19 protein-coding genes and 1 pseudogene are annotated in these 18,882 nt (G+C 61.4%); 1 reads left to right on the forward strand and 19 read right to left on the reverse strand.

The features are described from left to right. Positions 1-23: 23 nt before the first annotated feature. The 5 genes and pseudogenes from ACSYS9_RS14785 to ACSYS9_RS14805 all read right to left on the reverse strand — a co-directional run bounded on the left by ACSYS9_RS14785 (position 24) and on the right by ACSYS9_RS14805 (position 4,485). A complete protein-coding gene (locus ACSYS9_RS14785; RefSeq protein WP_428992363.1) occupies positions 24-1,241 on the reverse strand; it encodes a hypothetical protein in 1,218 nt (405 codons plus the stop codon). Positions 1,242-1,338: 97 nt separating this feature from the next. Further along, a complete protein-coding gene (locus ACSYS9_RS14790) occupies positions 1,339-2,346 on the reverse strand; it encodes an XVIPCD domain-containing protein (RefSeq protein WP_032129520.1) in 1,008 nt (335 codons plus the stop codon). A 57-nt stretch (positions 2,347-2,403) separates the two neighbouring features. Next, a complete protein-coding gene (locus ACSYS9_RS14795; RefSeq protein WP_071227601.1) occupies positions 2,404-2,940 on the reverse strand; it encodes a hypothetical protein in 537 nt (178 codons plus the stop codon). A 397-nt stretch (positions 2,941-3,337) separates the two neighbouring features. Continuing rightward, positions 3,338-3,481 (reverse strand): annotated as a pseudogene (locus ACSYS9_RS14800) (type IV secretion system protein); the annotation flags it as partial. 488 nt (positions 3,482-3,969) lie between these two features. Next, positions 3,970-4,485 (reverse strand): DUF4189 domain-containing protein, encoded by a 516-nt coding sequence (locus tag ACSYS9_RS14805; protein WP_081352246.1) that lies wholly within the window; start codon positions 4,483-4,485, stop codon positions 3,970-3,972. Between the two features lie 252 nt (positions 4,486-4,737). Between ACSYS9_RS14805 and ACSYS9_RS14810 the strand changes: the two genes are divergently transcribed. Beyond that, the gene (locus ACSYS9_RS14810) at positions 4,738-4,923 is read left to right on the forward strand and encodes a hypothetical protein (protein WP_177179484.1); all 186 of its coding nucleotides are present in this window, start codon (positions 4,738-4,740) and stop codon (positions 4,921-4,923) included. A gap of 278 nt (positions 4,924-5,201) precedes the next feature. Here the strand turns inward: ACSYS9_RS14810 and ACSYS9_RS14815 are convergent, their stop codons facing one another. The 14 genes from ACSYS9_RS14815 to ACSYS9_RS14880 all read right to left on the reverse strand — a co-directional run bounded on the left by ACSYS9_RS14815 (position 5,202) and on the right by ACSYS9_RS14880 (position 18,844). Then, positions 5,202-5,717 (reverse strand): DUF4189 domain-containing protein, encoded by a 516-nt coding sequence (locus tag ACSYS9_RS14815; RefSeq protein ID WP_182267872.1) that lies wholly within the window; start codon positions 5,715-5,717, stop codon positions 5,202-5,204. A 32-nt stretch (positions 5,718-5,749) separates the two neighbouring features. Next, positions 5,750-6,154, reverse strand: coding sequence for a hypothetical protein (locus ACSYS9_RS14820; RefSeq protein WP_428992362.1), 405 nt, complete (start codon positions 6,152-6,154; stop codon positions 5,750-5,752). 163 nt (positions 6,155-6,317) lie between these two features. Continuing rightward, a complete protein-coding gene (locus tag ACSYS9_RS14825) occupies positions 6,318-6,887 on the reverse strand; it encodes a DUF4189 domain-containing protein (protein WP_081352245.1) in 570 nt (189 codons plus the stop codon). Positions 6,888-7,763: 876 nt separating this feature from the next. Next, positions 7,764-8,297, reverse strand: a complete 534-nt coding sequence (locus tag ACSYS9_RS14830; RefSeq protein WP_440568101.1) for a DUF4189 domain-containing protein — start codon at positions 8,295-8,297, stop codon at positions 7,764-7,766. Between the two features lie 24 nt (positions 8,298-8,321). After that, complete coding sequence (locus tag ACSYS9_RS14835) at positions 8,322-9,464, reverse strand: type IV secretion system protein (protein ID WP_065724509.1); 1,143 nt, start codon at positions 9,462-9,464, stop codon at positions 8,322-8,324. A gap of 79 nt (positions 9,465-9,543) precedes the next feature. Then, on the reverse strand, positions 9,544-10,341 hold the full coding sequence (locus tag ACSYS9_RS14840) for a hypothetical protein (protein ID WP_049398226.1): 798 nt from the start codon (positions 10,339-10,341) through the stop codon (positions 9,544-9,546). 59 nt (positions 10,342-10,400) lie between these two features. Next, positions 10,401-12,839 carry a VirB4 family type IV secretion/conjugal transfer ATPase gene (locus ACSYS9_RS14845; RefSeq protein ID WP_032129524.1) on the reverse strand — a complete coding sequence of 813 codons (2,439 nt, stop codon included), beginning with the start codon at positions 12,837-12,839 and terminating at the stop codon, positions 10,401-10,403. An 81-nt stretch (positions 12,840-12,920) separates the two neighbouring features. Then, complete coding sequence (locus ACSYS9_RS14850; RefSeq protein WP_081352243.1) at positions 12,921-13,229, reverse strand: type IV secretion system protein VirB3; 309 nt, start codon at positions 13,227-13,229, stop codon at positions 12,921-12,923. After that, complete coding sequence (locus ACSYS9_RS14855; RefSeq protein ID WP_006374697.1) at positions 13,222-13,632, reverse strand: TrbC/VirB2 family protein; 411 nt, start codon at positions 13,630-13,632, stop codon at positions 13,222-13,224. Before ACSYS9_RS14855 ends, ACSYS9_RS14850 begins: the two co-directional genes overlap by 8 nt. A 73-nt stretch (positions 13,633-13,705) precedes the next feature. Further along, positions 13,706-14,689 carry a lytic transglycosylase domain-containing protein gene (locus ACSYS9_RS14860; protein WP_071227599.1) on the reverse strand — a complete coding sequence of 328 codons (984 nt, stop codon included), beginning with the start codon at positions 14,687-14,689 and terminating at the stop codon, positions 13,706-13,708. Positions 14,690-14,692: 3 nt separating this feature from the next. Continuing rightward, positions 14,693-15,736 (reverse strand): P-type DNA transfer ATPase VirB11, encoded by a 1,044-nt coding sequence (gene virB11, locus ACSYS9_RS14865; RefSeq protein ID WP_032129526.1) that lies wholly within the window; start codon positions 15,734-15,736, stop codon positions 14,693-14,695. Between the two features lie 14 nt (positions 15,737-15,750). Then, a complete protein-coding gene (locus ACSYS9_RS14870; RefSeq protein ID WP_032129527.1) occupies positions 15,751-17,016 on the reverse strand; it encodes a TrbI/VirB10 family protein in 1,266 nt (421 codons plus the stop codon). After that, a complete protein-coding gene (locus tag ACSYS9_RS14875) occupies positions 17,013-17,792 on the reverse strand; it encodes a TrbG/VirB9 family P-type conjugative transfer protein (protein WP_071227598.1) in 780 nt (259 codons plus the stop codon). The genes ACSYS9_RS14870 and ACSYS9_RS14875 overlap by 4 nt, the downstream gene beginning before the upstream one ends. Next, positions 17,789-18,844: a virB8 family protein gene (locus tag ACSYS9_RS14880; RefSeq protein ID WP_032129528.1), complete on the reverse strand. Its 1,056-nt coding sequence runs from the start codon at positions 18,842-18,844 to the stop codon at positions 17,789-17,791. Before ACSYS9_RS14880 ends, ACSYS9_RS14875 begins: the two co-directional genes overlap by 4 nt. Between the last annotated feature and the right edge of the window lie 38 nt (positions 18,845-18,882).

An 18,882-nucleotide genomic window follows, 5' to 3' on the forward strand; every position in this document is an offset into this window, starting at 1 on the left:
CCGCGTCACTTCGGCCCTCTGCCTCAGGGGCTGGAGGCCGCGACCGGCGCGGACGCACCGGCGGTCACGAACAGATCCGGCCCGGAATCCGGGAAGCCACCACAGGCGCGATCACCCGGTGCTACCGGATCACAGGGCCACTGCGCCCGCGCGACCTTCTCACGCAGCTCGAAGCGATCCCCAGTCCAGACCACGAAGGCCAGGTGCTCGCGGTTCCAGTCACTGTAGGCACGCGGACCGCCCTTCTGCGCTGCCTCCGGGTACTGCACGAACCACCGCATGGCCGGGCCGTACTGCAGCTTGCTGTGGTCCAAGCTGATCCGGCCGTCGCGCGACAGCTGCCGCGCACGATCGGCCTCCGTCACCTGGGGCATGGCCGGCATGGCGTCGGCGGTCACATCCCTCGGCGCGCCGTCCCCGCGAACCTGGTACACACGCTGGCCCACATAAGCCTCGCGACAGTCACCCGCTGGCACACGTACCGGCTCCGCGCCGTACTCATCACGGTTGGCGACCTGGTCGCTGCAGGTGAACGGCGCTGACACCAGATAGAACGTGCTGTCGGCGTCGCGCCCTTCCAGCGAACGCACCCAGATGTCGCCCATCCGCGCGATGAAGTCCGGGCGCTGGCCGTAGCCCGGCACTGCCTTGAACCAAACCTTCTGTTGCACCTCACGCTCGCGCCAGCTGCGCGGCAGGTGGATGTCCTGCTGGGGCAGCGCGACCAGCAGCGCGGCCAGATGCGCCGGCATCGTGCCCTGGCAGGCGCCGATCAGCAGCTCGCCCTGGGCCGCCAGCCGCCCAGCCAGATCCACCGGGCAGCGGGCACCAAGCGCACGCTCGGTCGCCTGCTCGGGCGGCAACGGCGCGATGACCAAGGCGGGTGGTGCGGGAGCTACCGCCGGGACGGCTAGCTCGACGACGGCAGGCGGTGCAGCGACAGGCGCCGCCGCCGCGGGTGCAACGGGCACAGGCGTCGGGTCTGCAGCCGGCACTTCGGGAGCCGGCGCCGCGACAACGGCTTCGGTGGCCATGGGCGCTGCAACAGGTGCCATCCCTGCAGGCGCGTCAACGATCGCCTCGGCGGCGATGGGCGCCTCCACGACGGGCGCCGCTGTCTCCTGAGCCTGAGCCGACGCCGCGGCAAGTCCAAGTGACAGAAGCCAGAGCGGCGGCAGGCGGCGCACGGATGCATTGCAGCGGGCAGCGGCGTGCCGGGCATTCGAGGGAACGATTCGCATGTGGTGTCCTTCCGAGTGGGTTTCCATGTCGGCGCCACAGGGCGCCACGCGTCGTACGTAAAGCGCCGGCGGATCCCCTGCCCGCCGGCATCAGGTGTTACAGGGATCGAGAACGCTGCTCCTGCTCGCGGGCGAGCGCGGCCGCCGGGTCCTGCTGGGCGACACTGGCAGCCAACTGCTGGCTGCTCTGCGCCAGCGGCTGCTGCGCCGCCTGTTCGCGATCGACCGATGCGCGCAGCATGGCTGGATCGCCCAGCGCACCCTGTACCGCAAACAGCGTGCGACCGTCGTTGCCGGCCAGGAGATGATCGATACGCGACAGGCCGGCCTTCTGCGCGCTCAACGCCAGCGCGCCGGCGGCGTTGTCCAGTTCCTGTTCACTGCGCAGTCCGCTCTGCACCCCCATCTGCTGCAGGTGCTGGCGTGCCCCCTGGAACAGGGCGTGTCCCGGCTCGCCCGGCTGCGACATGTCGCGCAGGGTGGCCTGCTGCGCCGGCGCCCCTACTTCGCCCCGCTCCAGCCGCGCCATCACATCAGGCGTCAGCTTCTGCTGCCACGCATCGAATCGCTGCTGGCGGGCCTCGATGCCGTTAAGGCCACCATTGATCGCGCGCGTCGCTTCGCGCACATCCTCGCGCGCCGCCTCCGGCACGCGCGTTTGCCACTGCCACACCGCAATACGGCCCGCATGCTCAGGCTGCGCGGCCAGTTCCGGTTGATTCACCAGATCCAGATCCAGCGCCTTGCCGGCACGCTCGTAATTCTCTTTGCCGACCAGCGGCAGATAGCCGCGACCGTGATACTTCAATGCGTCGCCGGGCGCATCATTGCCCATGCGCCCGCCGTACATCAGCTCGGCCAGATTCTCCGGACGGCCGCGCAACGCGTCCTGGCGGGCGTCCTCAAGCGCGCCATTGCCATTGCGCCACGCCGCTTCCACCGGGATCTGCGAGATACCCCGGGTGAAGTTGAAACTTTCATTGAGCCGGCTCAGGCCACGGGACTCGTGCCCGGCCTGCGCCATGAAGTTGGCCAGTTCCCGGGACGAGGTGATGCCGGCCTCCGTGGCCTGCCGCAGCAACTGCGACTCTCTATCCTGCGACACGGTGAAACTCCTGCTCGATCATCGTTGGGTACTCCCGCCTCCTTACAGGCATGGCACTCAGGGCAAGCTCACGTCGGCGACAACGGACGGATCGAAATCCTCGAACCGCACCCGGCCAAGCTCGGCCGCCGAAAAGTCACGCGTGTGGGTGGCTTCGGTCTCGGTGTCGACCACCCTGCGCTGCACGCCATGCACCCAGCAGGCCTGCTCGGCGGGTGCATAGCGGAAGGTGTAGACACTGCTCCAGCGCTCACGGCTGCCACCATTGGTGATCACGCTGAACGCGCCGTCCTCGATGGTCACGTACGCGAAGGGATCGCCGGCGATGCCACCGCGCGTTGAGCACGGCACCAGCTTGTCGTTGCGTGCCGCCAGCTGCCAGCGGCCCGTGGCATCGCCCAGCAGCAACAGCAGCACCCGGTTCGGTCCGTGCTGGCCGGGCAACAAGCCGTCGGGTGCCGGTTGATCGATCACCAGCAACTGGTCGTCGATCCCGTTGCCGGTGAGATCGCCGCGTACCGCCTCCAGCAGGTTCGCGCCGGACGGAACGAACGCCAAGGCATTGTCCATGTGTACGCCACTCCCCTTCTGCATCCCCTGCGACTCCTTCAATCCTGACTTTCCAGTACCCGCGCGACGACCGGGAAACCATGCGCTGCGCTGCAGGCTCCGGTTTCCACCATGGCGGATGATAGCCCCGGCCCTGCGGCGTCTGCGATGGTCGCAATCAACATCCGCATCGTGGGTCGTCAGAGTCCTCATGGACGGAAAAGCTCCTGCGTTCGATGGCACCGATGCGTCGGGATTTTGACGCGCACGCAGCTTACTTCGAGGAGGCGGGGCTCGTCGAAGGGAGCTTGGGATGAAAAGCGCACTTGATCACAGAAAAAGCGCAGTTAACGTGAATGGTGGCTTATCCGAAAAACAGATCCGCGGTGGATGGCGCCGGGGATGCATCGCCTCCCGCAGCCCCGCCGGCCTGAGGTTGCGCGGAAAGCGTGCGCTGCTTATCGCGCCCGAACATGCCCATGCTGGTGGCAACGGCCACAATCAACGCTGCCCGCGCCATGTTGGTTACCAGGACCATCATCGAGTCGCGGCTGCAGCCTGTAACGATTCGATAGCCTTGCAACACTTCTCCACAGCGCAGTAAACGGGCATCCCCCCCCTAAGAAAGATGCGCCTTTCGCATCGCATTCTGGATGCCGTCGTTCTCGATCAAACTTCTCGGCGTGCAGCTTCTTCAGCCGCAGGCTCTCACCCCAGACTCTCGAGTCGCTTGGTGTCAAGTGCTTTCATGCAACCAAACTTCCTCACCGCAGGTCGGAACGACGCCTTTTCACGTCCAATCCCCTTGCCATTGAGGATTGGTCTCCAAGCCGCCTCGCACTCAATCCCGGGGCGATGCGAGATCCAGCATCTGATCCGCTGTCACTCATCCTTCCGCCACCACGCACCCGAGTTACGGAAGCCGATTCGCCTCTACGCCAAACGCCCGAGCCAGCGCGCAACTACCGGGCACCTCACCATTTCGACCTGCCTGACATTCAATCTTCCGGATTCTTTCCATAAAGGACTGTGCCAGGACGCCAGTCGGACGACCACAGACTCGCTATTGGATTTTTAGAATTCCTCGAAGATCGGCTCAGAGCAAGCGGAGTAGACGGCAGCACAATCGCTCCCTCCTTTCGAGGCACAGAGGCGGGAGGCAAACTCCGTGGCACTCTCGATCGTTGCACCGGTACCAAACTGCGTGGTTCCACCTGTGCCCGAGCTGGCGACAACGGCGGCCACGCATTGATTCTTATATGTAATTGCAACCTTACATCCCACTCCGCCGGATTCAGCACACTTCCTCTGCGCCTCTTCAACGGCCTCCGTCTTCCGTACCCGCCCTGTTGAGGAGCCAGAGGCGCCCGACGGCGCCAATGATATTGCGCCCCAAGTCTTGATCCATTTACCCGTCGCTCTGGGCCCACTGGTAGCTGCACCTTCGCCTCCAGGAATCGGGGCGCAACCACCGACTCCCTTCCCTCCGATCGGGTACTGCCCAGGAGGACATCGCCCCTCAGCCCGAGCCTCAAGGGCCGATGTGGCGAACATGAACACCAACGGCGCTAGCAAATGGATCATTCTCATCAGGCAACTCTCCTTACACAGACAACGCGCATCTCCGCGAGCTAAATAGGTGCCTTGGCAAATCGGCCTGTATCCGACGGCGTATCGGCAACATGTGGAGATCCAGTTGATCTACCCATCTGCCCCACTCCGCTTGCTCCATGCCCGGTGCTCCCCTTCTCTGGAGCCGGAGGCGTGTAGTAACTACCCGGCGGCTGCCCGCTCGGGCCCGGCGCCTGCGCAACCGGGCTGCCACCTATCTGCGAATATGCCATGAAGCTACCCAAGGTACCCTGGAAGAACATGGCCGCCATTGGGGATATTCAGAATAGTGTCCGTCAGGATCAAGCCCACGCCCCCCTTCTGCGCCGCGCACCGTCACCCGCAATGCTCGTCGCCAAAGTCCTCATCGACGGAAAAGCGCCTGCGTTTGAGGGCCAGATGCGTCATCATTTCTGACGCGCACGCAGCCTACTTCGAGGAGAGGTTGCTCGTCGAACGGAACTTGGCGTGTTCACCAGCGCCGTTGTTCAGAACGAATCCGACGCCAAAATTACCATGTCCCAGACGAGGGCGACCCCATTCAACTGCACTCAGGTGATTAGTGACGACACCTAACCCTACTAACTAGATCAGCTGCTCCAGCTCGCCGAAAAATGAGATGGCCTGCTCTTCGGCAGGCCATCCCCATGCAAAGGCCGATTCAAGAATCTCACCTGTGATTCGACTGGCATAGCTCAGAAAGATTCAAATATTGGCTCAGCACAATCCGTGTACAACACCTTGCATTGCCCTCCACCGTTCTTCGCACAGTAGGAGAGAACCCGACTGGTCGCCTCCTCTCTTGAGCCGGCGACTGAAATAGAAACTATTCCCTTACTGCTCGGCTCAGGGTCAGCATATGCGACGCACTGGTTCTTGTACGTTGTATCGATCTTGCAGTCTTTCGCTCCATGTGTCGCGCACCGAGCAAGCGCTTCTGAGACAGCCTCTCGCTTGGAACGCCTTCCAACGGAAGCCCCCATATCGCCCGTGCTTGCCGCCCCCGCAATAGCCCCCCAAGTCTTGATCCAACGCCCAGTAGCAATGGGGCCGCTCTGGACGCCACCGGTACCAGAGCCCGGAATAGGTGCGCATCCACCTACGCCCTGACCACCAATGGGGTACTGCCCTGGCGGACAACGCCCTTCCGCTCTCGCCTCACCCGTCACAAACAAACATAGGAGCAAGCCGACAAGAATGAGAGGAAACATGTATTTCACACTTCTACTCCGTACGCATGGGGCTATTGATTGCCGGGATGTGCAGCTCTGAGACCGGTTTCGGCAACCCTGGAGGATTCCGACGACGGAAGGGTTGAACGTGCGGTCGCATGTCGATCATGCGCACCACTGTCCTGGCCGGACTGCCCCTTCTCCGGAGCGGCCGGCGTGTAGTAACTACCCGGCGGCTGCCCACTCGGGCCCGGTGCCTGCGCGACCGGGCTGCCTCCTATCTGCGAATATGCCATGAAGCTACCCAAGGTGCCCTGGAAGAACATGGCCGCCATTGGGGGCGCAGTCAGAATCAGGGTCGTCAGGATCAATCCCATGCCGCCCTGCTGCATCGCCTGACTGGTCATGCCATCGCTGGACGCGCCCATCAGCGGGAACTTGTTCACCAGCGCTGTCACCCCGAACGACGCAGACACGCGAATCACCATACCTATGGCCAGCGATTCCAACCCCAAAGGCAAAGTCGATGTCTTAGGCGGAAGTGAGAAATAGAAATAGCCCGCTTCTCAGCAGGCCACATCTAAAACAAATAAGCAGAACCTCGGCGTGCAACAAAGCTCACCCAACGCGAGGATTCCATCAGCGGAAAGGCTTAAACTCAGACATGCTGCACGCAGAGTAGATAACGGTACAACTGCGCCCCTTACCCTCGGATTCACAACGGCGCACTGATTCCGCCTTCGCATCCTCTTCATTAGGTGATCGATACGCCACGGTTGTCACGTCGGCCAGGGGTACTGAGCCAATCACCGGGCCGGCTAGCGCGGCGCATTGATTGTGGTACTCAAGAATAACTTTACACTTCTGCCCCCCCATGCGCTGACATTCAGAGAGCGCGAGAGACCTGGCTTCTCTCTTTGATTTTTTGACCTCTGCCACACCAATCGCCAAATTCTGGCCTACTTGATGGTCTGCATCTTGCGCCAAAGCACCCCACCGGGTTTCCCACTTGCCAGTTGGCGTGGGGCCATTGCTCTCACCACCAGTTTGACCGCCCGGAATTGGCGCACAACCTCCTACGCCCTGCCCTCCCACCGGGTACTTACCTGGGGGGCACCGCCCTTCTGCCAACGCCACATTAGAAATAACGAGCAGCAAAAGCACGACAATGCACTTCATACTTACACCTCTATCAATCGACACTGTCATTTCACGCTAGGCACCAGCCTGCCCATACTTTCCAGTATCTTGCTTGATCTCACCTGATCGCCCAATACCGTAACCAGAAGTCGCGCCGTGGCCGGAACTGACCGATGAAGCACTGGAATGATCCTTTGTCTGGGCCGACGAATAGTAGCTACCCGGCGGCTGCCCACTCAGTCCCGGCGCCTGTGCCACCGGGCTGCCACCCATCTGCGAATATGCCATGAAGCTACCCAAGGTGCCCTGGAAGAACAGGGCCGCCATTGGGGATAGTCAGAATAGTGTCCATCAGGATCAAGCCCATGCCGCCCTTCTGCGCCGCGCAGCGTCACCCGCAATGCTCGTCGCCAGAGTCCTCATCGACGAAAATGCTCCTGCGTTTGAGGCCCAGATGCGTCAGCATTTTTGACGCACACGCAGCCTACTTCGAGGAGAGGTTGCTCGTTGAACTGGACTCTGATTGAGAAGCGCTTTTGACTAAAAAAAGAAAGCGATAACGGTGAGTCGCTGCCTACTTGGCTCAATCGCCAATCAGTAGTCTCACCTGGAGACAGACACCCCTGACGCACTGGCGATCTGGCTGTCGGCTCGTTCTACCACGATTGCACTTCGAGCGCGGGACCGAACTCCCGAGTTCAGCTTCGAGAGTTCACCTCGTGATGACCCCAAGGCACTCAGATCCATCTACCAAAGTGCGACAGGCGTTGGACGTCGAATGTGTCAACGCAGCTCCATAGTGAGAAAGATGAGGCTCAGGCTGACACCCGTACGGAGATCCGATCACGTGATTAGGACTTGCGATTCGATCGGCGCAGAAAAGAAATGACCCGCTCAATGGCGGGCAATTCTACTGCCGCATCATCTGAAAATGCGGGCAGTGATTCAAAACTTCTCAAACTCCGGCTCGGTGCAATTGGACATGACAACCTCACACCTCTCCTTGGACGCAGCACCACATTGCGCCAGAGACAGACTTGACGCCTCTTCCTTTGTGGCAGCCGCAGAATAGAACGTCCCGCCGATGCCCGTTTTCGAGACAGCCGCCGTCCCACACTGATTCTTATATGTAAACTTCACCCTGCAATCCCTCCCGCCCGAATCAGAGCAGGATCTCACTGCCGCGTTTGACGCGTCGCCCTTCTTCCTCCACCCACTTGCCGCACCGGCGATACCGGACGGCGAGGAGGCAAAGGCTCCCCAAGTCTTAATCCATCGACCAGTTGGACGCGGGCTTTCAGACCCGGATCCACCGGCAGGAATAGGCGCACATCCGCCGACCCCTTGCCCTCCAATCGGATACTGGCCCGGAGGACACCTCCCTTCTGCGAAGGCTAGACCCACCCCAAAAAAGAACAGGGTCAATGCGAGCGCAAACCGAAGAATTTGAGTTGACCAGTCAGTACTCATATGACACATACCCTTTAACCTAAGTCAGAACCGTTAGTCCGCCAAGCCATATTGTCCCTGCCTCTGGGTAGAGGGCGTATAAGTACTTGGAGCAGAGTTCCTTACAGTGACGCCAGCATCCTGATGACTCGAATGTCCTTCGCCCTTGGATGGCGAAGGAGGCGTGTAAGTGCCTGGCGGGCGACCGTCCGAACTTGGAGTTGAAGCCGCGCTGCCACCTATCTGCGAATATGCCATGAAGCTACCCAAGGTACCCTGGAAGAACATGGCCGCCATTGGGGGTGCAGTCAGAATCAGGGTCGTCAGGATCAATCCCATGCCGCCCTGCTGCATCGCCTGACTGGTCATGCCGTCGCTGGACGCTCCCATCAGCGGGAACTTGTTCACCAGCGCTGTCACCCAGAACGAGGCGGACACGCGAATTACCATGTCCAGTGCGATCGACACCATTGCCGCCAGCACCGCCATCGAGAACATGGTTCCGATGCCATAGAACAACCATCGCTGGAACAACTGCTTGGTCTGGTCGAACAGAAGGCAAAGAATGAACAACGGCCCGAATCCGATGAACAACGCCATTGCTACTTCGTAGAGCAGAAGCATTGAACCCGCAGTCACCGCTGGACCGCCGGTGCCGAGGCCGATGAACCACATGGCCCGGGTCTTGTCTTCCTGCAATCCAGGGTCATTCAGAATCTTGATGCCATCAATGCTGGACAGCGCCACCTGCATCCAAGCCAGACTCTTGTCGATCTGCTCTTCCGGCTTCTGATCCTTGCCAGTGACAACATGGGTGATCAGCCCCTTCACGTCCTCGGTCAGGAACTCATGAAGATCGCGCCCGAACATGCCCATGCTGGTGGCAACGGCCACAATCAACGCTGCCCGCGCCATGTTGGTTACCAGGACCATCATCGAGTCGCGGCTGCGGCCTGTAACGATTCGATAGCCCTGGATCAGCACCCACAAGGTCATGAGGGTCAGCGCGATGCCGCCCACCCACGCCATCATGTTGTCCATCAGGTCGAAGCCGAACTTGCCGATCCTGTCCCGCAGGTAGTCGAGGATCAGCTTGAAGAACACGAAATCGCCAATCGACTGGACACGCGCGACGTGCCCCATCAGATCCTGGAATCCGCCCGAAAAATCAAAGTTGGCAATCGACCTGATCGTCATACCCACATTCCCTTGGTAATACTGCAATCACATGAGGGGCGACGCAGACGCGCGCACCCTTGGTGCTCCATTCCATGCATCAGTCGATGGACAGCGCTGCCTTCAGCGCCGCCGTCTTGACCAGATCACTGGCAATGGTCTTCATCGGGTCGCCCTTCAGCGCTGCCTGTGCAACGACCTTCTGATTGGCTTCCATCACCTCGATGTAGGCATCGTAGGCCTTCTGCTGTGCCTCGAAGGACTTTGCCTTGGCTGCCATGTCGTTCGCGGTGCGCAACGTGTCGTTCTGCGTTGCGTTGACGTTGCCGAGCAGATTGCTGACATTTCGCTGCTTCTCGATTGCATCGAGGCTATCGAAGAACGACGGCATCGTCTTGAGCATGAAGTCCACCGCATCGTTGTACTTGCGGTTCTGCATCATCCGGATGTTCACGCAGATCTGTTGCTGCTGATCTTTCCAATCGCCCTTGAAATTGAAAACGACCCGGGTCGCGAGAGTCTTCAGGTCGGTGCCGATTCCGCAGGTCTCGGCAACCAGATAATTGGGTGGCACCGGCGTCAGCGGGGCGGAATCCGGCAACCCGAAGGAATTCACGATGCCCTGGATCTGGACCATCGTCTCCTGGTACTCCTTGATCGTCTGCGCCCAGTCCCGTGCCCACTGGGTGTTCTCCTTGACGAACTGGTACTTCTCCTGGAAACGGGCCTGGTACGTATTGATCTGATTGAGGATGTGCTGCCACAGCGCAGGACCCGTTTCCTGCACCGGGCCGATGGCGCCCGCATTGGTCGCTGAGAGGGCCAAGGCAACGCCGAGCACCTTGGCCATCGGCTTGAGTACCTTGCGGGCGCTGGCCCGACGCTTGACGTTGTTCATGGGAAAACTCCTGTTGTTCTGATTGACGTCCACTTGCCTGTCTCCTGCTCGCACGGCCATCAGGCCGCGTCGGACCGGGGTTCCTTTCCCGACCCCTTCCGGTTCTTGTAGAAATCTTCCAGCCACTGCTCCGGGCTGAGCTCGTCTACAGTGACGCGATTGCGGACCGCGGCCGTCTGCAGGACCCGATGCATGACATCGATGTTGTCGGTCGAAGCCGAGATCACCGACAGGATGTCGTCCATGCCGCGCAGGTTGAGCTGGCACACGCTGGAGGCATGGCCCTGCTTGACCAGGAAGCAGCGCGAGCGCTCGTCCAGTGCAGTCACCACCCTGAACTCGGCCTCGGTCAGCTTCAGGCCGTCCATGTAGTCGCTCTTGCTGGCATTCGGGTTCGGCAGCAGGATCAGGGTAGCGGTCTGCTCGATCAGGGCGGCGGAGATATCGCTCTTCAGCGCATCTTCCGGGCTCTGCGTAGCGAAGATGCCGAGACCGTTCTGCTTACGGATGGTCTTCTGCTTGTTCTTCGCGAACTCCTTCAGGCCACCTTCGCCGTCCAGGATCTTCCAGAATTCGTCCATTACATAGATCAGCGGACGACCGTCGATCAGCGACTCCAAGCGGTGCAGCAGGTAATTGATCACCGGCACGCGCACTTCAGGATTGTCGATGATGTCGGTGTAGTCGAAGCCGATGATGTTGGCCTTGCTCAGGTCAACGGTATCGATCGGATTATCGAACACCCAGCCCAGCGAGTTGCCCGAGGTCCAGCGGCGCATGCGCGCGTAGAGGCCATCGTCGCCCATATTGGGCAGGCTCTTCTGGAAGTTGGTCATGCTGCGCAGGTGCATCGGCGTATCGAGCATGCTCTCCACCGCGCGGTAGATATCCTCTTCCTCACGGGCGCTGTACTCGCGCTTGCCGGCCAGCACCTTGATCAGGTCAGCCAGGAACTGCAGGTTGGCTTCGTTGTTCTCGCACTGGAACGGGTTGAAGCCGGTCGGTGCGCCGTTCTCCAGGGCCAGATAGTTGCCACCGCAGGCGCGCACGAAGATCTCCGCGCCGCGATCCTTGTCGAAGAAGAAGATGGTCGGCGACGGCTCGTACTTCTGCACCTGGCTGAGCAGGAAGTTGATCAGCGCGGTTTTACCGGTACCGGACTTGCCGATCACCATGGTATTGGCGATCGCCTTCTCACCCAGCGAATTCTCCGAGGGATGGGTCGCATGGAAATTGAAGTAGTACGGCTGGCCATTGGTGGTCTGCAGCGTGGTGACGCAGTCGCCCCACGGGTTGTTGTGCTGCTTGCCGGTGGCGAAGTTGTGCAGCGGCGACAGGCCCAGGAAGTTCAGCGAGCTGACATTGGCCAGGCGTGTGCGATAGCGCCAGTTGCCCGGCAGCTGCGAATAGAACGACGAGGTAACCGCCAGGTCTTCCTTGGTCGATACGAACCCGGCGTTGGACAGCTCGGCGCGGGTCGAGGCGACGTTCTGCGAAAGCTTGGCCTGCGTGTCGCCGTAGACCGCCATGATGAAGTGGTATTCACCCAGCACGAAGTTGCCCGACGACAGCTGATCCATGGCCTGGTCCAGCTCGACGATCTGGCTGACCGCCTTGTCGCCGGAGGAGATCATCATGCCCTTGGTGCGGTCGAGCACCTTCAGCGCATCCTGGCGCCCCATCGGGCTGAACGAATGGGTGATGACGTATTCGTAGTCGAGGTACTTCAGGCCGTTGAGGATGCCCGGGTAAGTCCCCTCGGCATACTCCTTGATGTTCAGAATGGCGCCGTAGTGATTGGCACCGTTGGGAGTATTGATCGCAAAATCGCCGGTCTTGGCCGAGAACATGTGGCGACTGACCGGCAGGTAATCCTTGATCGGTGCCGACAGCACCGGCACCGGCTCGTCGATGCGATTGATCAGGTAACCGAACAGCTCCAGCGTTTCCGAGAACACCACGCCATTCTTGGCTTCGTACATACCCAGGCGATACGGCGCGTAGTCGCGGATCACGGCCTCGACGTTGCCGGCCAGTTCCATCAACTTCTCGACCGCCTGCTCCTGCTCGGCGCGCAGCTTCTCCACGTTCGCCGACTTTTCGACGAAGCGTTTGCCCGCCACCACCGGGCGATAGATCATGGTCAGGTACAGCTCGTTCTGCATGATGCGCTGCGAGGACAGCATGCCCATGTACTGGTCGGAAACGTCCTGGTTGAAGCGCTGCCTGTAGTTGCTCTTGCCCTTCAACGTGCGACGGCGACGGATGTCGTGCACCCAGAAGGCTACGTTGACAAAGTCAGGCGCGCGCAAAGTCTGCAGCAGGCGGTTGAACGTGTTGTGGCGATGCTCCAGCTCCCACTCCTCGCGGCCGACGAACGGCAGCCCTTCCAGATGCCAGGTCAGCAGGTAGTCGCCGCCCGTGGTCTTGACCACGTTCGGGGCAACATGCGACGACAACGGAATGAACTCACTGATGGAGGTGTCAGGACTGAACATACGACTGCTTCCAAAGAGGTACTGCCAAGGAATTTCAAGAGACCCGGCGGGCGCGGGCGCCCGCCAGGCCGGATCCGGACCTCAATCCATTCGGGCCGGCTTGTCGCGGTAATGGTTGGGGTTGAGCACCCACATGCCATCGTGCTCCTGCACGTTGCGCACCTTCAGCTTGAACATCAGGCGCAGGCCCAGCAGACGGAAGATCATCTCGTCACGCTTGGCCATGTGCCGCATGATGAAGACCGCCACCGGAATGGTGAGCAGGAACCAGAAGTTCGTGTACATGCTGAGCAGCAACAGCCCGCCTGCCACCATGAAGAATGGCAGGTAGGGAACGCCCAGGAACATCGCTGGACGCGTGCAGCCGCGGAACACGACGTTCTTATGCACTGTAGTACTGGATCACGTGGTTGATCAGGTAGGAGGTGCTGGTGCCACCACCGCACTTGCCGTCGCTGCCATCACCCAGCAGCATGCGCGCGATCTGGCCTGCGGCGCCGATCAGCACGCCACCGATCAGGATCGGGGCGACGTCAGCGATGCGCTTGTGCGCGAAGGCGATCTGGTAACCAGCGAAGATCACCGCGATGGTGACCACGGCGATCGAGGCGATGTTCAGCAGGCCGTTGATGTTGTTGAAGAAGCTGCAGACCTTCTTGTCGGTGCCGCCAAAGTCGGTGGCGCCGTTGGCGAAGACTTGCGGGGCAAACAGTGCGCCGACGAACAGAGTGGCCATCAGCAGGGTCTTCAGCGTGCGCTGGGCCTGGACGAGGTCGAGATTGGATCGCTTCATGGATTGATTTCCTTGTTGATGGACTAACACAACTGAATCGACCAGCCGGGGGACTGGCCGTACCACGACTTCGTCAGAACACGAAGGCCGCATCCCCTGCGGGAATCTGCTGCACCGGTGCGGACTGTGCCGGTGCGTTATATGAACTGCCATTGCCGGCCACTGGCTGATTGCGCTCATTCCAGGGCCGCAACATCACAGGGCCCTCGTTGCTGCCACCTGCAGCACCTGGCAACTGCTGCGGCATGGCCATCGCCTGCGCCGGACCCTGCTGAGGCAGCTGCTGCGGCATGCCACCGGCCTGTTGCTGCGGATAGGCGGCCCCTTGGGTGGGCTGCGCCTGCGGCTGCATCATCCGATCCACCGAGCCCAGTACCACTTTGGAAAGCGCCTGGTCGGCGATGTTCAGCAGGCTGCCCCGCGCCATTGCACCGGTGGACGGATACACGACATACGCACGTGCCGGGTCTTCCGACGGCACGTACACCGGGCCACTCGCCTGCGCAACGATGCGCGCCTGCGCCGGGGAAGCGAGCTGCGGGTGATGCTCGACCTTCACGCTGCGGCGTTCGCCGCGACTCACCACGTCGATCGGTGCAACACCATTGCTGGCAAGCTGCTGCCCACGGCGCATCGAGTCATAGACCTTCTGCACATAGCCATGGCGGAAGCCAGTCTCGAAATTGCCCGAGTAGTAGCAACTGAATGACTTGCCCCAGTCACCACCGGAGCGCTTGTAGCACTCGGCGAGGATCCGAGAACCCGCTTGCAGGTTCGGGCATTGCTGGAAAGCCTTCTCGTAGGAATCCAGACCGTACTTGCCCAGGTTATAGCGGTTGACCTGGGCCAGCCCGATGGAGAAGTTGTAGCCTTTCTCTTCCAGCATCCGAACCGTCGCCAGTGCCTCGTCCAGCGCCTTGGGCTGGCGCACCAGAGCGCCACCGACTACGCCGATGGCATAAGGGTTGCGTGACGATTCAACGTTGATGACGTGCTGCATCACGTCCATCGACACCGCCATCTCCGGGCACGCCATCATCTCCAGTCCTGGCAGCATCCTTCAGCCCTCCTGCCCCTGGGCACGCCCAGGATTGAAATCGATACCGGTGATGTAGCGCGAACCGGCGTGCGCCTTGATATGCACGACGATGTCGATGGTCATCATCAACAGTCGCTTGATCACGTTGAACTCCAGGCCCGAACCTTCGGTGGAGGCCTTCACCATGAGGGCCAACTGGTCCCAGGTCTGTTCCGGACTGCCTGCATGGCAGCTGGTGATCGAACCCGGGTGGCCCGATGCGCAGTTGCGGATGAAGTAGAACGCCTCGTCACCGCGCAGCTCGGCCAGGATGATGCGCTCGGGCTTCATGCGCAGGCAGGCTTCCATGCAGCTCTTGGCACTGACATTGCTGGTGCTCTGCCCACCCTTGGAGTACAGCAGGTGCACCACATTGGGTTGGGTCAGAAACAGCTCGCGCGCGTCCTCGATCGTGACCAGGCGTTCGTTGTCCGGAATATGATTGACCAGCGCTTTCATGAAGGTGGTCTTGCCGCTACCGGTCGCACCGGATACCACGATGTTCTTGCGGTACATCACCGCACGCCGGAAGAACTCTGCGTACTCGCGCTGCTGACGCAGCTCCAGCAGCTCGCGATCCTGCTCGCTGATGCTGCCATCGCTTTCCAGGATCTGGTTGAAGAACCCATCTTCGTGATACTGGCTGAGCGACTTGGTGTGCTTGGACGGCAGACGGATGGTGATCGACACCTTGCCTGCATCGCACGCCGGCGGAATCACGAACTGGGCACGCTGGCCGGTGGGAAACGTGAGCGAGACCACCGGATCGGCATCGGTGATGCGCTGGCCGGTGTTGCTCTCGTTCACCACCGCCGTGCAGAACTGCCGGGCCCGCTCGAAGGTCAGGCTCGGCACATCCACCCGCTGCCACCCCGCCCGGGTTTCCAGGTACAGCTCACCGGGACGGTTGATGCAGATTTCCGTCACTTCCGGGGAAGTCATGTACTCGGCGATGCCCAGCACTTCGTACTGATAGCGCAGGAAATCGCTGGAGACGAGGGCAAGGGGTGACACTTCAGCGTCCATGATCGTTCGTTGGGTTACCGGCGAGGATGCAGCACGCTCGTGAAGTCGACGTCCTTGGCGACGTACACATTCACGATGGTGCCTTGGTTGATGGTCACGGTCGGCGGGCGACGTTGGCTGAGCGACTCGTTGGCCAGGCGTTCCATGGTGCGCGCGGTGGCGCTCTCATAGGGCGACTGGATGGTCATGCCGTTGTTGGCCACCGTGGTGGTCTCCGGGCCATGTTCGGCGGCGGCATACTTGAACGCATCAGCCAGCAAGCTGATCATCAGCGCCGAGGCGATACGACTACCCCAGTGCGCGCTGTACTGGCCCGGATGACCGGCGCCACCCAGCTGATCCACGCCCGGGCTGGACATGGCCACGTCAATACCGTTCGGCGTGGTGATGCGGTCCCAGATCACTTCCACCCGCTTGCCGGTAGGACCACCGCCATAGGCGCCATAGATCTTGGAGCCCTTCGGCAGCAGCAGATTGCGGCCGTTGATCGAGTACACCGGCTCTGTCACCAGGCACGAGGTGTAGCCCGCGATATCAGTGATGATGCGGGTTTCCAGTACACAGCGCAGATAGGTTCCTCGCACCAGCAGCGCATCGGGGCTGCGGATGTAGCTGGCATTGGACACGTCATCCACGTCGGGGCCACGACGCACGCGCGCTGGCGCTGCATTCTGCTGCCCGTTCATCTGCTGCAGCATTGCCCGCGTGTATTCGTCCATGCCCGCCTGCTGCGAGCGCTCCTCATCCTGTGAACTGCCATTGCCAACGAAACCGTCGGCACTGGCACCCATCCGACGTTCGGCAAGCGTCGGACCACGAGGGCCCGCGGAGCGATCTTCCAACGTCACTGGCGGCTCAGGGCGACTCGGCCCCAATGGGGGCGGCGGCAACATCGGAATCGGATCAACGGGCTGCATTGCCTGCGCCGGACCCGGATCGGTCTGGACAGCATCCGGCAGTGTTGGCGTGCTCGCGCGCGCAACATCCGGCACCTTCGGCGCATCGTCCTTGTCTTGGCCCTTGCGGAACAGCAGGAAGCCCATGGCAACAAGCAGCACCACGATACCGCCCAGGAACAGCAGCGCCTTGCGGTTCAATCGCTGCTCTTCAGCCGAGCGCAGCTGCGGCGCGGCCGCGTCCAGATCCGGTGCAGGCTCAGCCTGGGTCGTGCCGAAGTACGGATTCGTCTGCGCCTCCGGAGCAGCCTGTGCACCGTACGGGCTCTGGCTCTCGTCGCGTCCGTTGTTCGGGTCGTTTCCGGGAGTGTTCTGCTGGCTCATTTCTTCACGTTCCTTCGCAGGCCGACGACGAAGTCGCCGTGGCGGATGACCAGGTACGGGTGCGTCCCGTGCACGATCAGCGTATTGCCTTCAACCGTGGTGTTGACCACGAAGTCTTCACCGTATTCCGTTTCGCGACCGAAAACCGCCGGGAAGATGCCGGTCTTGTACTCCGGCGAATTCGGCAGTTTCAGGTAGGTGAAACGACCATCGTCATAGGCGTTGACCGGGATCAGCCATCCCATCTTCTTCGCCTTGCTGGTCGAATAGGAGTAGTTGAAGTTGTACTGGCGGTCCTTGGCCAGTTCAGAGCTCAACAATGGCTTGGCCTCTTCTTCGACCGCTTCCTGGGCGACGCCGAACACGGTGTCGTTCGGGTAGGTGAAGGCGATCTTGTACTGCACGCCAGCACGACGGGCCTGTTCCAGCTGGCGCCAGTCAGTGGCCACCACCTTCAGCTCGAAGATGTAGGAATGGGTCTCGGTGCGCACCATCATGTTGGTGTCGACGTCGACGTTCTTCGGCTTGAGATAGAACACGTTCTCGCGACGGGTCAGTTCCCAGCCGCTGCTGAAGCCGGTGCTGTAGTCGAGGATCTTCTCGTTCGGGCTCAACTCGATCTGGGTGGTCAGGCCCAGGCCGGTGCGAACCGGATAGATGCGGTCCTTCTCGTACTCGTAATGGTCCACCGCCTGCGCCATCGCCGCTGCTGAAAACAACAGCGACAACATCGACAGCAGCGCCAGTGCGCTTCCCCTGATATTTCGACTACTCATCGGTTGCTTGCTCCATCAGCAGTTCCGGTGGAATTGTTCTGCGCCGGCCTCATGGCCGGCTGTCCGGGCATGGCCTGCCCCGGCATTGCTTGCCCCTGCACCGGCTGACCCGGCATGGGCTGCCCCTGTACGGGCTGACCCGGCATCGGCTGGCCCGGCGTCGGGCCATTGGCCGGGACGGCGACCGGCTGGCCGGTGGCCGGATCGATCATCGTGGCCGCGGCCGGGTTGTTGGGATCGTAGACACCCTGGGCCTGCTGCGCGGCCTGTGCAGCCTGCTGCGCCTGCGCCTGCATGGCGCCGTCATCCGGCACCGGGACGCCACGGGAATAGTCGTTGTCGACGCGATACTCGGTGACCTGGAAGGCCAGCGGATTGAGGATGCGATCCTGCTCGGACAGCGCCAGGTTCTGGTTGTAGCCGAAGCGCATCGTCACCAGCTGGTTGTCCAGGTAGGTGGCAACGCCAGTGCGCTTGTCCAGCAGGCTGCGCTGGATGCGCACCGAAGCGCCGCGGAAGCTGCCGTTCGCTTCGGCGCCCAGCGGCGTGATGCTGAGGATCTTGACCCGGATGGCACGCTCGCGGCCATACATCACAAACGGGTTCTGCGGGTTGTTGCCGGCATAGCGCACGCGCATGGACTGCGCCACCGGATCGGTGGACATCACGAACACCAGTTCCCAATCGCGCAGGCCCATCACCGCCGAGTCGTACGACTCGCGCGCCAGTACGTACTGGGCCACATTGCTGCGATTGATCGCTTCGTTGCTGGTAATCGTCTCGCCCTGGAACGTGCCACTCAGGCGTGCGACCGTCGCGGTACCCGTGTACGCATCGGCCATCACCAGGAACGGCACCTTCTCCTTCAGCGGCAGCATGTAGTAGTAGCCGCCCGCCAGTGCGAGCGACATCAGCAACGAGCCCGTGGCGACCCACCAGGCACGGCGCTCGCTGCGACGCGCCATGTCGGCCACGGTGATCTCGTAGCTGACCGCCTTGGCGACCGACTGCTCGACCTTGGGACTGTTGCCGGGATCCTTCTTGCGGAACATGGATTCTTCCGTACTGCTGAAACATCAATGGGCATGGA

It is taken from the genome of Stenotrophomonas sp. STK17_22, from assembly GCF_051983905.1.
Classification (GTDB): domain Bacteria; phylum Pseudomonadota; class Gammaproteobacteria; order Xanthomonadales; family Xanthomonadaceae; genus Stenotrophomonas; species Stenotrophomonas maltophilia_A.

Coding starts and splice junctions, on each gene's coding strand:
- virB11 (WP_032129526.1), bottom strand. CDS start 15,736: ATGGACGCTGAAGTGTCACCCCTTGCCCTCGTCTCCAGCGATTTCCTG.
- ACSYS9_RS14875 (WP_071227598.1), bottom strand. CDS start 17,792: ATGAGTAGTCGAAATATCAGGGGAAGCGCACTGGCGCTGCTGTCGATG.
- ACSYS9_RS14825 (WP_081352245.1), bottom strand. CDS start 6,887: ATGACAGTGTCGATTGATAGAGGTGTAAGTATGAAGTGCATTGTCGTG.
- ACSYS9_RS14835 (WP_065724509.1), bottom strand. CDS start 9,464: ATGACGATCAGGTCGATTGCCAACTTTGATTTTTCGGGCGGATTCCAG.
- ACSYS9_RS14805 (WP_081352246.1), bottom strand. CDS start 4,485: ATGAGAATGATCCATTTGCTAGCGCCGTTGGTGTTCATGTTCGCCACA.
- ACSYS9_RS14845 (WP_032129524.1), bottom strand. CDS start 12,839: ATGTTCAGTCCTGACACCTCCATCAGTGAGTTCATTCCGTTGTCGTCG.
- ACSYS9_RS14830 (WP_440568101.1), bottom strand. CDS start 8,297: ATGTGTCATATGAGTACTGACTGGTCAACTCAAATTCTTCGGTTTGCG.
- ACSYS9_RS14815 (WP_182267872.1), bottom strand. CDS start 5,717: ATGTTTCCTCTCATTCTTGTCGGCTTGCTCCTATGTTTGTTTGTGACG.
- ACSYS9_RS14840 (WP_049398226.1), bottom strand. CDS start 10,341: ATGAACAACGTCAAGCGTCGGGCCAGCGCCCGCAAGGTACTCAAGCCG.
- ACSYS9_RS14855 (WP_006374697.1), bottom strand. CDS start 13,632: ATGAAGCGATCCAATCTCGACCTCGTCCAGGCCCAGCGCACGCTGAAG.
- ACSYS9_RS14880 (WP_032129528.1), bottom strand. CDS start 18,844: ATGTTCCGCAAGAAGGATCCCGGCAACAGTCCCAAGGTCGAGCAGTCG.
- ACSYS9_RS14860 (WP_071227599.1), bottom strand. CDS start 14,689: ATGCTGCCAGGACTGGAGATGATGGCGTGCCCGGAGATGGCGGTGTCG.
- ACSYS9_RS14785 (WP_428992363.1), bottom strand. CDS start 1,241: ATGCGAATCGTTCCCTCGAATGCCCGGCACGCCGCTGCCCGCTGCAAT.
- ACSYS9_RS14810 (WP_177179484.1), top strand. CDS start 4,738: ATGAAGCTACCCAAGGTACCCTGGAAGAACATGGCCGCCATTGGGGAT.
- ACSYS9_RS14795 (WP_071227601.1), bottom strand. CDS start 2,940: ATGCAGAAGGGGAGTGGCGTACACATGGACAATGCCTTGGCGTTCGTT.
- ACSYS9_RS14870 (WP_032129527.1), bottom strand. CDS start 17,016: ATGAGCCAGCAGAACACTCCCGGAAACGACCCGAACAACGGACGCGAC.